Annotated in this window: 10 protein-coding genes; 4 read left to right on the forward strand and 6 right to left on the reverse strand. The window is 67.2% G+C overall.

What is annotated here, in order from left to right:
* Positions 1 to 39: 39 nt before the first annotated feature.
* The gene (locus ACFT32_RS41485; protein ID WP_382499523.1) at positions 40 to 2,937 is read left to right on the forward strand and encodes a DUF1156 domain-containing protein; all 2,898 of its coding nucleotides are present in this window, start codon (positions 40 to 42) and stop codon (positions 2,935 to 2,937) included.
* Positions 2,937 to 6,350, forward strand: coding sequence for a Swt1 family HEPN domain-containing protein (locus tag ACFT32_RS41490; protein ID WP_382499525.1), 3,414 nt, complete (start codon positions 2,937 to 2,939; stop codon positions 6,348 to 6,350). The genes ACFT32_RS41485 and ACFT32_RS41490 overlap by 1 nt, the downstream gene beginning before the upstream one ends.
* Positions 6,351 to 6,582: 232 nt before the next feature.
* Here ACFT32_RS41490 and ACFT32_RS41495 read toward each other — a convergent pair whose 3' ends face one another.
* Positions 6,583 to 6,768, reverse strand: coding sequence for a DUF397 domain-containing protein (locus tag ACFT32_RS41495; RefSeq protein ID WP_382499527.1), 186 nt, complete (start codon positions 6,766 to 6,768; stop codon positions 6,583 to 6,585).
* A complete protein-coding gene (locus tag ACFT32_RS41500; protein WP_382499528.1) occupies positions 6,765 to 7,637 on the reverse strand; it encodes a Scr1 family TA system antitoxin-like transcriptional regulator in 873 nt (290 codons plus the stop codon). The genes ACFT32_RS41495 and ACFT32_RS41500 overlap by 4 nt, the downstream gene beginning before the upstream one ends.
* 166 nt (positions 7,638 to 7,803) lie before the next feature.
* On the opposite strand from ACFT32_RS41500, the gene ACFT32_RS41505 reads away from it, so the two are divergent.
* Complete coding sequence (locus tag ACFT32_RS41505; protein WP_382499530.1) at positions 7,804 to 8,295, forward strand: ATP-binding protein; 492 nt, start codon at positions 7,804 to 7,806, stop codon at positions 8,293 to 8,295.
* Positions 8,296 to 8,375: 80 nt separating this feature from the next.
* Positions 8,376 to 9,107: a hypothetical protein gene (locus tag ACFT32_RS41510; RefSeq protein ID WP_382499532.1), complete on the forward strand. Its 732-nt coding sequence runs from the start codon at positions 8,376 to 8,378 to the stop codon at positions 9,105 to 9,107.
* 40 nt (positions 9,108 to 9,147) lie between these two features.
* On the opposite strand, the gene ACFT32_RS41515 is transcribed toward ACFT32_RS41510, so the two are convergent.
* From ACFT32_RS41515 to ACFT32_RS41530, 4 genes are all read right to left on the reverse strand, one after another.
* The gene (locus ACFT32_RS41515) at positions 9,148 to 9,633 is read right to left on the reverse strand and encodes a hypothetical protein (protein ID WP_382499534.1); all 486 of its coding nucleotides are present in this window, start codon (positions 9,631 to 9,633) and stop codon (positions 9,148 to 9,150) included.
* Complete coding sequence (locus tag ACFT32_RS41520; RefSeq protein WP_382499536.1) at positions 9,630 to 9,959, reverse strand: plasmid mobilization protein; 330 nt, start codon at positions 9,957 to 9,959, stop codon at positions 9,630 to 9,632. The genes ACFT32_RS41515 and ACFT32_RS41520 overlap by 4 nt, the downstream gene beginning before the upstream one ends.
* Before the next feature lie 167 nt (positions 9,960 to 10,126).
* Positions 10,127 to 10,576 carry a hypothetical protein gene (locus tag ACFT32_RS41525; protein WP_382499537.1) on the reverse strand — a complete coding sequence of 150 codons (450 nt, stop codon included), beginning with the start codon at positions 10,574 to 10,576 and terminating at the stop codon, positions 10,127 to 10,129.
* Positions 10,573 to 12,996 carry an AAA family ATPase gene (locus tag ACFT32_RS41530; RefSeq protein WP_382499539.1) on the reverse strand — a complete coding sequence of 808 codons (2,424 nt, stop codon included), beginning with the start codon at positions 12,994 to 12,996 and terminating at the stop codon, positions 10,573 to 10,575. The genes ACFT32_RS41525 and ACFT32_RS41530 overlap by 4 nt, the downstream gene beginning before the upstream one ends.
* Between the last annotated feature and the right edge of the window lie 25 nt (positions 12,997 to 13,021).

A 13,021-nucleotide genomic window follows, 5' to 3' on the forward strand; every position in this document is an offset into this window, starting at 1 on the left:
GAGGCACGGTTCGAGCGCCTCGGATTTTAGATTGAGTAGGTGAACACCGCAGTGCAGCCCGTACCGCCGTCAGGTTCTGTCCCTCGACGCAAGCTCATCGAGGTCTCCCTCCCGCTGGAGGACATCAACGCAGAGTCCGCCCGCGAGAAGTCGATCCGCTACGGGCACCCGTCCACACTGCACCTGTGGTGGGCCCGCCGACCGCTGGCGGCCGCGCGGGCGGTTCTGTTCGCCCAACTCGTCGATGACCCGTCTTCGCATCCCGAGCTGTTCGCCACCGAGGAGGAACAGAAGGCGGAACGCGAGCGCCTGCACGGGATCATCCGGCGTCTGGTGGTCTGGGAGAACATCAACGACGAGGGTCTGTACCGAGAAGCCCGTGAGGAGGTCCTCAAGAGCACGGGAGGGAAGCCCCCAGCAATCGTTGACCCGTTCGCGGGCGGCGGCACCATCCCCTTGGAAGCGCAGCGCCTGGGCCTGGAGGCTCACGCCAGCGATCTAAATCCGGTACCTGTACTGATCAACAAGGCCCTGATCGAGATCCCGCCGAAGTTCGCGGGGCAACCGCCCGTCTTCCCGGGTGCTGCGGAGAGTCGATTGGGACCTTGGCCGCGCGCCACTGGTCTAGCGGAGGACGTGCGCCGCTATGGGGCCTGGATGCGTGACCGCGCCCAAAAGCGCATTGGACACTTGTACCCCGAGGCACAGGTGCCTGTGCTGGGGGCTGACGGGGAGCCCACCGGGAAGACCACAGACGCCACTGTCATCGCGTGGATCTGGGCTCGGACGGTGATTTGCCCGAACCCCGCCTGCGGCATCCGCATGCCACTGGTACGTACCTGGTGGCTTGGCAAGAAGAAAGGCAAAGAAGCGTACGTCGTCCCGACGGTGGTAGACGACACGGCGGCGCCCGGCGGACGGCGCGTTGAGTTCAGCATCGGGCACGACCCGAAGAAAGCACCAACGAAGACTAACGACGGGACGATGTCTGGGCACTCAGGCGCCACGTGCATTGCTTGCCAGACATTCGTGAGCGCAGCCGAAGTGCACCTTCAGCATGACATGCTAAGCGAAAAGAAACCTGCGCCTGAGCTGATTGCAGTCGTTGTGGTGGGGCGCAGGCGGCGCATCTATCTCCCCCCGTCGGAAGCCCACAGAACCGCTGCGAAGAACTCTGATGAGCCTGCCTTCGACATCAGACAGAGCGACCCTGCACTGCACGCTCAGGCCCGAGGTACATTCGGTGGTAACGCACAGGGACGCCGCTGGGGATTTTTCTCCTTCGCCGACTACTTCACTAACCGACAACTCGTTGCACTGACCACGCTTAGCGACCTGGTCAATGAGGCTCGCGAGATTGCATTCACTGACGCCCTTGCCGCCGGAGTTCCTCGGGGTGAGCGTCTGACTGATGGAGGTGACGGCGCCCATGCGTACGCAGACGCCATTGCCACCTACATCTCATTTGCAATCAGCCGCACCACCAACAAGATGTCTTCGATCAATTCTTGGGACAGTAGCCCTAAGATGGAAGCAGTCCGCGGATTGTTCGCCCGACAAGCAATTCCTATGGCGTGGGATTTTGCAGAAGCCAACCCGTTCGGGGAATCCTCAGGCGACTTCTTCGAAGATCTCACTTGGGTGTGCCGATCCCTCGAAAAGGTCCCGGCCCTAAAGAACGGAGCAGCCAAACAGGCAGATGCCGCGGCGCGCGGATATGAAGGACTTCTCATCTCAACCGATCCGCCATACTACGACAACATCGTTTACTCAGATGTATCCGACTACTTTTACGTATGGCTACGCCGATCCCTTCGCGGAATCCACCCGGACCTTTTCGAGACCATGCTCGTCCCTAAAGCAGAAGAACTGGTCGCCAATCCTTATCGGCACGGCAACAAGGAGCGAGCCGAGAGGTTCTTCGAAGAAGGATTCGAAAACGTTTTTGCTCACGCACGCCAGTCGGCGTCCTTGGATTACCCCATCGCCGTGTTCTACGCTTTCAAACAAGCGGAACTCGAAAAGGATGGCGTCGCTTCCACGGGATGGTCAACCTTCCTGGAAGGAATGATTCGCCAAGGGTGGAGCGTCACCGCAACCTGGCCCGTGCGTTCTGAACTTTCCAATCGAATGGTTGCATCCGGAACCAATGCCCTCGCGTCCTCTATCGTATTGGCCCTGCGACCGCGTGCAACTACCGCCATGGCGACAGATCGCACGGGTTTTCTGATGGCATTGCATGCGGAGCTGGAGGAGGCGCTGCCACGCATTCGTGAGGGTGCGATCGCTCCGGCTGATCTACGTCAGACGATCCTGGGCCCGGGCATGGCCGTATTTTCCCGTTACTCCCGTGTTTTGGAGGACGACGGCTCGACGATGAGCGTAAAGACCGCGCTGGCTTTGATCAACCAGACGTTCGATGCCATACAAAACGAGCAAGATGCCGATCTGGACTCCAGCACCCGATTCTGCCTGGATTGGTATCGCTCCTACAGCTGGAATACCCGTCCCTACGGCAATGCTGAGTCTCTGGCCGTGCCCCTGGGATTGTCGGTCGACGGAATCGCTCGTGGGGGAATCATCACTTCCGGTGGCGGCAAGGTCACGCTCATCAAGCCGCAGAACCTTGATCCCCATTGGGACCCGGCCCGTAACGACCGGCTGTCGCTGTGGGAGGTCACCAGCCACCTGGCACGTGCGTACGCGACCGACGGACGCGAAGAGGCCGCCAGGCTCATGGCCGGGGTAAAGGGAAAGGTGGATTTGGACGAAGTCAACCGCCTGGCCACCCGCATCTATGAGCTGATGGAGTCTCAGGACTCCACGACTGCCAGCCTGTTCAATGGGCTTGGAGGAGCGTGGGCCGATGTTTGTGCGACATCGACCACGATCCGGCCAGCCGCTGTGGCTGAAACGCTCTTTGGGGAGGAAATCTGATGGCGCTGACGAACAACGAGAAGGTGTTGCGCGGACTCGACCACCTCCTCGAGGGGATGCGCCCGTGGGTCGACATGCGTATGTCCGCCCAGACTCCGCCCGGCAAGGACTGGATTGAGCTGGTCGCCACAGAGGACGAGGCGAAGTTCGGCGCGGCAAAGATGTACTCACGGGACGACGTGCGGTTCCTGCTGCGCATGGTCACCGAGCGATGGAAGGTCTTCGAGAAGGACCTCTCGCGCCCGCAGTCCGCGTTGGCCTCCGAGCTGCGGGAGACTGCGAACGCAGCGCACCACGGGCAGAAATTCTCCTCAGACGACACCTACCGCGCACTGGACACGATCGAGCGTCTGTTGACGGTGATCGGTACTGCGGACGAGACCGATGCGATCGCGAAAATGCGCATGGAGCACCAGCGGGAAGTCTTCGAGAAGCAGACTCGCAACCGGCTGACGCGTGAAGCGCAGGCGGTCAAGGTGGCCGGTATGCAGGCTGGTACGGCGATCAAGCCATGGCGTGAGGTCATCCAGCCACACGGCGATGTGATCCGCGGGCAGTTCTCCGCCGCAGAGTTCGCCGCAGACCTGTACGCGGTGGCCCATGGCCACACTGCGGCGCCGGAGTACCTGAACCCGGCTGAGTTCTTTTCCCGTACCTATCTCACCAGCGGTCTGTCCGACCTGCTGACTCGTGCGCTCAAGCGCCTCTCCGGAGATGCCGGGGCAAGCCCGGTGATAAACCTTCAGACCCAGTTCGGTGGCGGCAAGACGCACTCGATGCTGGCCTTGTATCACCTGTTCTCCGGCGGCTTGACCACAAACGCGCTGCCTCAGGCCGTCCAGGATGTCGTACATGCCTCCCTGCCGACGGCCGAAGACGATCCGCTGAAATCTCTGAACGTGAAGCGGGTCACCTTGGTGGGCACAAAGCTCTCCCCGAGCCAGCCGATCCCTAAGGACGACGGCACGCAGGTGCGCACGCTTTGGGGGGAGTTGGCCTGGCAGCTCGGAGATCGCGAGGCGTTCGATCGCGTCGCGATGGCTGATGCGACCGGCACCGATCCCGGCGACGCGCTGGACGCCGTCGTACGGGACGTCGTCGCGAGCGGCAAAAGCGTGCTGATTCTGATCGACGAGTGGGTGGCCTACGCCCGCCAGCTCGTGGGCCGCGACGACCTGCCCGGCGGAACATTCGCAACGCAGCACACCTTCGCCCAGCACCTGACCGAGATGGCCAAGTCCATCCCGGGGGTCATGCTCGTGGTCTCCATTCCCGCAGCCGACTCCCTGGACAACGGAGGCGGCGGCTCGGCGCTGGAGGTCGGCGGCCCCAACGGGCACGTCGCGCTGGAAACCCTGCAGCACACCATCGGCCGAAACGCCGACGACTGGCGACCGGCAAACAACATCGAATCCTTCGAGATCGTGCGGCGGCGCCTGTTCGAAGAACCCGACGCCGTGGCTCTGGCGGACATCGCGGCGGTGGCCAAGCAGTACGTGAAGTACTACCAGGAGAACACTGGGTTCTTCCCCCGCGAGTCGGCCACCGGCGCGTACGAGCAGCGCATTCGAGCGGCCTACCCGATCCACCCTGAGCTGTTCGACCGGCTCTACGAGGACTGGTCGACGCTGCCGAAGTTCCAGCGCACCCGCGGCGTGCTGCGTCTGATGAGCGTGGTCATCAACTCACTGTGGGCCGCTCATGACACAACACCGCTCATCACCCCCGGCGCCGTGCCCGTCCACGACACCCAGGTATTCAGCGAGATCACCAAGTATCTCGACGACAACTGGAAGCCTGTGGTGGACAAGGACGTCGACGGCGAGGGGGCCACTCCTGTTCAGATCGACCGTGAGCGTCCCTCGTTCGGTCAACGCGCCCTCACCAGGCGTGTCGCGCGATCGGTGTTCATGGCGACCGTCCCGACGCTTCGCTCGGCGCACAAGGGCGTCGACATTCAGCAGCTCCGCTTGGGCACCGCGGTTCCCGGTGACGTCATCAACCACATCGGTGACGCCCGCGCCCTGCTGGGCCAGCGCGCCACCTACTTCTACGAGGACGGCGACCGCTCCTGGTACGACCTGGCTGCTTCTGTCTCCCGTGTGGCCGCCGACCGTGCGGCCGGCTACAGCGAGGCCGACGTGCACGCCACGATCGTCGAACGCCTCAAGGCCACGGCGAAGACATCCAAGGCTTCGTTCGGTGCCGTGCATGCTGCGCCTCTAGACACCGGGGACATCCCCGATTCCGAGGTGCTCAAGCTCGTGGTCCTGCACCCGAAGTTCACCTGGGGCAAGGACGCCTCCGCCGCCACGGATTTCGCCGCGCGTCTCCTGCGGGAGGCCGGTGCCGGGCAGCGGCAGCGCCGCAACATGCTGGTCATGGTCGCCGCTGATCGCGATACCTACCCCGAACTCGATGGAGTGGTGCGAGAGTACCGGGCCTGGAAGTCCATCGCGGACGAGGCCGAGGAGCTCGAGCTGAGCGCCCAGCAGCGCAAGCAGTCCGTCACCCGAGCACGTCAGTTGGACGCAGCCGTCGACGACCGTGTGCGGGCGGCATTCACCGCAGCGCTGATCCCGACCGAGCTGCCCGGCCAGAAGCCCACCATCTTCTTCACTCGTATCGCCAAGGACGGTGGTTACCTCGCCGAGCGCGTCACCGCGGCGCTCAAGGCCAAGGGCTGGATTACCCCGGTGCTCGGGGCCACGCTGGTGCGTATGGCCCTCGAAGGTGCCCTGGCCAACGCCTGGGGCAAGGGGCATGTGAGGTTCGGCGACCTATGGTCCTGGTACACCCAGTACCCCTACCTCAAGCGCCTGCCCAACCGGCAGGTACTCGAGCAGGCTGTACTTGGTGCTGCCGACGTCCTCCTCTGGCAGCAGGACGCCTTCGCCCTCGCCGACGGCTACGACGAGGCCACCGACGAGTACCAAAACCTCTGGATCCACGGCGACAAGCCCGATCCCAGCTTCGTCACCGACGACACACTCCTCGTCCAGCCAGCCCGAGCCGTCGCTCAGCGCGCCCGGGTTGTGGCCACGCCGCAGATCGAACCGGTCCCCCCTGCGGACGGCAGCGATAGCGGTGAAGGCATCAGCCCGTCTCCCAGTCCCGGTGCTGTCACGCCTACGCCGGGCCCCGGCTCTCAGCCTTCGACTCCGCCGGCGAAGAAGGTCACGCGCAGGTTCTGGGGTGTCAAGACTCTCAACCCCAACCGTCCCGCTGCCGACTTCGCCAATATCCAACAAGAGGTGCTGGCTCACCTGGAAGCCGCCGACGGCGTCACGCTCGAAGTCCGTATCGAGATCACCGCAAGCACTCCCGACGGATTCACCGAACAGCAGGTACGTACCGTCCGAGAGAACGCCGCCCAGCTGAGGTTCGAGGACACGGGTTTCGAAGAGGACTGAGTGGGCCCGACGATCCGCGTGCACTCGTTCTGAGGGTCCGTGAGGGTTAGCCCGGGAGAGTGGCATTGTGTGTGCGGCCTATCGCTCGCGATGTCACCGATGGACCTGGGTAAGGCTGACGCTACATACTGCTGGTGGGGTAGGCACAGAGGTCTCCCCCACCAGCACTGAGCGATGCGGGGCGGAGGGCGTTACCACCACACCGGTCACCGGCCGTCGGCGCCCCTGCCCCTCACACCTCTGTCGCGAACCGCACGAATCGCAACCACTCCACACGGCCGACGGCGAAGTGAGGACGCGACACGTCCTTGGAGTCGCGTACGCACACGGCCTGTTCGGTGAGGGCGACCTCCACGCAGCTGTCACCCTGGGTGCCGCTGTAGCTGGACTTGAACCACGCCAGTTCCGTCGTGTTCATAGCTCTCCTCGGAGTCGCTCCAGCAGGCCGCGCGAGTCCTTGGGGTTCAGGGCCTGCGAGCGCAGTGTGTCATAGCGCTGGCAGAGGAGGCTCACCTCTTTGGGGTCGGAGATCAGGCGGCCGTTCTGCTGTCCCTCCGAGTACGCGAGGCGCCGCTGTCGCGGCGTCTCCAAGAGCTGTACAGGACCGTCCAGGCAAGCGTGGAACTCAGTGCTGAGCTGCATGATCTGAAGTGTCACGTTACGGGGAGCAGTCAGCTCCAGTACGTGGTCGATCAGCTCTCTCATGACCTCAGGCCCGCCCAGCTGACGCCTGAAGACAAACTCCTCGACGATGAAGCTGAACACGGCATTCGGCCGCTCCCTGAGCAGCTTCTGGCGCTCAAGACGTGCCGTGACCTGGTCCTCCAACTGCCCGTCCGTCAGAGGCGGAATGGCATTGTCGAACACCGCGCGCGCATACCCCTCCGACTGCAACAACCCAGGCACCAGCCGGCACTCGTACGTACACAGACTCACCGCCACCCGTTCCAGCTGAGCCCACTGCCGGAACCAGGCCGCGAGCCCGACGTCCCCACGCCCCCGCGTCACGTACTTCGACGACTTCCGCAGCGCCCCCGTGTTTCCCAGCGCATCCTCGGCCCGCTCCACCAACGCGAGGTCGGGCATCCGACGCCCCAACTCCACGGACTCCACCGTGTGCTTGGAGAAGCGCACCAAATCCGCGAACTCGGTCCGGCTGTACCCCACGTGTTCGCGCAGCGCCTGCATGACGGCCCCGAACGTCCGCAGGCTGTCCGAGGGATCGGGCTCCCGGTCTGCCTCGCCGCCCGGCATGTCCTCGTCGTACCCCACGCCGCCGTCGGTCATCCGCGGCACCTCCGGTTCCGTATCCGCGCTGTTCGCTGTCCCCACCCGGCGACACCCAGCGTGACGCATGAACCGTCGTACCGTCCACGGAATGTGCTCGTACGCTGACGCAGCGTACGGACCGCACCTCTGGAACGCGCCCACCCGCACCCGTCACCGTGGCCTCATGAGCGCAACCACACCCCAACTTCCCGTCACCGTACACACGTTCACCCAACTCCTGTCGTCCACGCGCCGCGGAGCCCGGCTCGCCCGTCTCCTCGCCGCCGAGCAGCTCCGCGCATGGCAGGTGTCACCCGGCGTTACCGAACGCACGGAGCAGATCGTGGCTGAACTCGCCTCCAACGCCGCCCTTCACGGCCGTGTTGGCAACCGCGACTTCCGGCTCTCCCTCACTCTCGACTCCACGGCCGGCCTGCTCCGCATCGCCGTCACCGACGCCCGGGGCGAGCGCCTCCCGTCGCTGCCTGCGGACTGCGGAACGTCTCTGGACGCCGAGTCCGGCCGCGGCCTCCTCCTGGTCGCTGCCCTCGCCGACCGCTGGGGCGTGGAGCCGTACCCGCCCAGTGGCAAGACCGTCTGGGCCGAGTGCGCCTGCGAGACCCCCGATCCGGACAGGATGGGGCGGACCGCAACGGCTCCAAGCCCGGACAGGTAGGAGCTGTCGGGGGAAACACCCCCAGAACCGGCAGCCTGAGTGGGAGACTTGGGACCTATCGAACCTAAGGAGACCAAGGCATGGCAACAGGTGCCCACGACGGACCGGTTCCGGAAGCAGACGTACGTGGGCAGCGCGTCCTCGACCTCCTGGACAAGGCAATCGACAGCCAGAGCCAACTGGTTCGCAAGAACATCGTCCGGGCCCGCCAGCGGAACCCGGAGGCGACACCAGCACAGGCGATCCGCAATCTGGAGCGGATGTACGTCAGCGCCTTGACCGGGACGGGTGCTGCGGTTGGAGGAACCGCGGCCGCACCCGGCGTCGGTACCGGAGTCGCACTGGCTCTGTCGGCAGGCGAGGCTCTGTCATCTCTTGAGCTGAGCGCCCTCTTCGCGCTTTCGCTCGCCGAAGTCCACGGAGTCCCCATCGATGAGATCGAGCGCCGCCGAACGATCGTGATGGGAATCATGCTCGGTGGGAGCGGCTCCGCCACCATTACCAAGGTCGCCGAGCGTACGGGGCAGCACTGGGGGCGTCAGGTTGTCGCCAAGGTGCCCGTCGAGACGTTGCGTCAGATCAACAAGATCTTGGGGAAGAACTTCGTCACGAAGTACGGGACCAAGCAGGGAATCATCGTTCTCGGTCGAGTGGCACCCTTCGGTATCGGCGCTGTGATTGGCGGTGGCGCCAACGCTGCCATGGCCACTCTGGCGGTGAGGGCCGGTCGTCGTGCATTTGGCCCACCTCCGATGTCGTGGCCAGGACTGACGTACAGCACACCGCCAACGTCCGAGAACTCGCCTGGCTGACCCTCGACGTACTGAAGGGCGTCGCCCCCCCCTCTCGGCCTCAGACGGCGACCACGTGCACGTCTGTCGGCGCGAGGACCGTCAGGTAGGCGTGAATGTCCCCCGGGTCGGTCGTGAAGATCACCGCGCTGCCGTGCCGGGCCGCTGCCAGTGTCACCCAGGCGTCCACCGCGTCCGGCCGCTTCTTCGCAGGCAGGGCCGCCCGCCCCAGTGCGGTGCCGATGCGCCGCCAGTCCGCGAGGTCCGGGCCCGTCGCACAGGCCAGACACTCGGGACGGCCCGCCTTCGTCTCACGCATGGGCGGCTCGGACGTACGGGCCTGGGGGACCGTGCAGTCCTTCAGGACGCCGGACAGGGCGTGCACCAGCGCCGGCTGGGGGCGCCACACCTGGGCGAGGACCGGGCCGAGCACCAGCGCCCGGTGCGGGACCGTGCGCAGTCCCTCGTGGAGAGCGACCGCCTTCGCCTTGCGGTCGGCGAGTGCGATGAGCATGCCGGTGTCGTAGACCGGCACTCGCGAGCTCACGCGGCGTGTCCCGGACGGCGGTCTTGCCGGTCCCGGCCGTGGACGAGACCCAGGGCTTCCTCCACCTCGCGGCGTTCCTGCTCCGTCAGTTCCGCAGCAGGTTCGGGGTCGGGTTCGGCGGGGAGCCCGTCCGCCGCTTGCTCCGCCCGGGCGATGAGTGCGTCCACCTCGGCGAACTGTTCCTCTATGGCGTCGCTCTCGGCCATCTGGCGCGTTGCGGCGTGAACCAGGTAAGCCGAGACGTCCATGCCCGCCCGTTCCGCGTGCTGCCTGATGCGCTCGGCCTGGTCCTGCTCCAAGCTGATGCTGATGCGCGTCTTCGCCATGAAGGCATCGTAATACGCGTATGACGGCAGCGCGAGTGTGGTCGGTCGAGGTGGGTAAGCGGGCACGCTCCTCTCCCCGGCGCCTCGTCCCGTACCGCCTCCGCCGACCAGCGTCCGCCTCCCGCCGCCCGCCCCGCGCGGCGGGTCTGCGGTCCGGCGGCGATCCATCACTGAGTCCGGGGCGCCAACGCCCCGATCACCCGGTCGACGTCGTCCCGCCACCCACACAGCTCCCCCTGCGTGGGCGCCAGCTCGTACCCGTGGTAGTGACAGGCGCGGCTGAGGCCGGCCCAGGTCGCCGACCAGCGGCGGGCCGTGTCGGGGTCGGCATAGGACTCCAGGCACAGGGCCTGGGCGTGCGGCGGACAGTGAGCAAGCTGCGGTTTGCGGGCCTGCCAGTAGCGGCGCAGGGCCTCCTCGAGGGCGTGGCGCAGCAGCAGTGCCACGGCGCGTGGCCAGACGCCGGTGGTGGAGGCGGTGGCCGTGCCGAGCAGCCGGTCCGCGCCCGCGAGCAGTTCCTCGGGGGTCGAGGTGGGCGGCGGCGGAGGCGGGAAGGGCGCGGGGAGCTGGGGCGGGCGCGCGGGTGGGATGGGCGGGGCCGGGGGGATCGTGGTCACAGGGCTCGCACCGCCTTCGCGAGGTCCGCGGTGCGGCGGATGATCTCCTCCGCGTCGTCGACGGGTACGGCTTCATGGGAGCCCTTGTTGCACCACCGGATGTGGTCGGTGGCCTGCTGGCCGTAGGCCCGGGTGAGGTCGGTCATGGCCTCGCCCACCCGGTCGGTCTCCCCAAAGAGGGCGAGGGAGGCCAGTTCGGTGAGTCTGTGGGCCTTGGCGATGCGCTGCTCGATCTCGGCGTGGGGCAGGCCCGTGCCGAGGAGCCGGCGCCGGGCCGGTCCGGGGAAGGCGGCCTCCAGGGCGGTGCGGCACAGGCCGGGCAGGACCCGGGTGACCACGTCGCCGGGCAGGTCTCGGGTCCTGGCGAGCGCCCTCGCGTCGTGCAGGGCCTGCTTGACGGGGTCGTCGCCGGAGCGGGCGCGTACGGCGGAGCGCTCGCGACGGTCGACGGTGAGGACGGTGGCGGGCAGCCGCAGGTACTTCAGGGCCTGGGGCAGGCGGGTGTCGTGGGTGAAGACGACGACCTGGCGGTGTTCGGCGAGGAGGGCGAGGACACGGGCGAGGCCGTCCACCTTGGCGGGGTCCATGGACTGCACCGGGTCGTCGATGACGAGGAACCGGAAGGGGTTCTCCGGCAGGAAGGTACGCGGGAGGAAGAGGGACAAGGCGAGGGCGTGGAGTTCCCCCTGGCTCATCACGCCGAGCGCGGGGGCGTCGATGCCGTCGACGGTCACGTCGAGGGCGACCTTGCGCTGGGTTGCGGAGCCGCTCAGGCGGACTGGGCCGAGGGCGACATTGCTCTGCTGGCGCAGGTTGGACCAGATGCGCTGGGCGTCCTCGGCGATGGGCCGCATCCGGTCGGCGCGGATGTCGTCGTGAGTAGCCTTCAGCCATTTCTGGGCGGCCTTGACGCGGGCCAGGTACGGGGCCGCCTGCTCGGCTGCGTGGGCCTTGTCGAGCCAGGCGGCGAGCGCCCGCGCGGTATCGCGCCAGGTGTCGTCCTGGTCGGCGAGGCGTGCCGCGGCCTCCTGACGGGTGATCCGTGCGGCATCGGCGGCGGTCCGTGCGGCGTCGGCGGATACGGTTGCCAGCACGGCCGGGTCGGAGACGGTGCGGCAGCGCAGCCAGTCGTCCCAGGCGGCGGCAATCTCGGACGGCAGCCAGTCGGGGGGCGGGACGGCCAGGTCGCGGACGGCCTGCGCGGCCGCGTCGAGGTCCCTGCGGGTGGTGAGGACCTGCTCGGCCTCAGCGCGCAGCAGGCGTTCCTGCTCGGCGGCTTCCCGGGCCCATTCCTCGTCGAGGCGGGCCGTGCCGCCGCACACCGGGCAGGTGCCGAGGGCGGGGTGGGCGCGGTGGTGGGCGAGCGCGCGGGCGAGGAGTTCGGCGCGGCGCAGCGCGTCCTCGGCGAAGGTGCCCCGCATGTCCTCGGCGGAGGCGATGGCTTCGCGCAGCCGGGTCACGGCCGTGGCGACCGCCTCGGTGTCCGGGCCGGTCAGGGTGGCGCGGCGGCGCAGGTCGAACAGGAGGGACTCGTCCGCCGCGCCGGTCCCGGCGGCCAGCTCGGCCGCCCGCGCGAGGTCCGGGCGGCGCCCGCTCAGTGCGGTGTGAGCGGCCCGGGCGCGGGGGTCGTCGGTGCCGTCCAGGAGAGTGAGCAGGGCGGGCAGTTCGGCTTTGGCTTCCTTGGCGGGTGCCTCGTACTCGCGGGCCAGCTCGCGCAACTGCTTGTCGGCGGCGGCGAGTTGCTCCAACCCCAGGATGGAGGCGACGGCGTCGTACATTTCGCTGGGCTTGCCGCCGATCACCTGGCCGAGCTCGGAGTACGACAGGAAGGGGCGGTAGGTCGCCAGGTCATCTTGCCAGCCGAGGTCCTGAAGGGGGACGGGGGCGTGGCCGGGCCGGTCGAGTTCGGCGGTGGAGTCGGCGACGTCGCCCCCATGCCAGGTGCGCACCACAGTGGCGGGCTCCGGATCACCGTCGATGCGCAACTCCACGGCCACCTGCGGATCCTGGCCGTGGTGGAGGTTGCGCCAGCTCTTGCGCCAGATGTCGCTGCGGCCGCGCCAGCGGGCGTTGTCGCCGGTCAGCGTGATCTCGACGGCTTCCGCGAAGCTTGACTTGCCGGAGCCGTTGCGGCCGGTGACCAGGGTGAGCCCTGGGCCGGGGGTGAGGGGGAGGCGTGCGGTTCGGCCGATGCCGCGGAAGCCGCTGACCGTGACGGACTGCAGGTAGGCCCCCGGCATGCGGCCACGCGCCGGGGCCTCGTTCTGGAAGGCGGTGAGCAGGACAGCCCGGGTCTCCTCGTCGAGGTCCGAGTCGGCGAGCCACCCGGCGATGAGGTGGGCGAGGGTGCCGGCGGGCGGATCGAGAGCGGGCGGCCTCGTGGGAGACGTGTCCGGTGCGGGATCGGCTGATACGGACATGCGGGGACTCCCGAGGAGGCGACGG

The organism is Streptomyces sp. NPDC057002 (genome assembly GCF_042673825.1).
Lineage (GTDB): Bacteria > Actinomycetota > Actinomycetes > Streptomycetales > Streptomycetaceae > Streptomyces.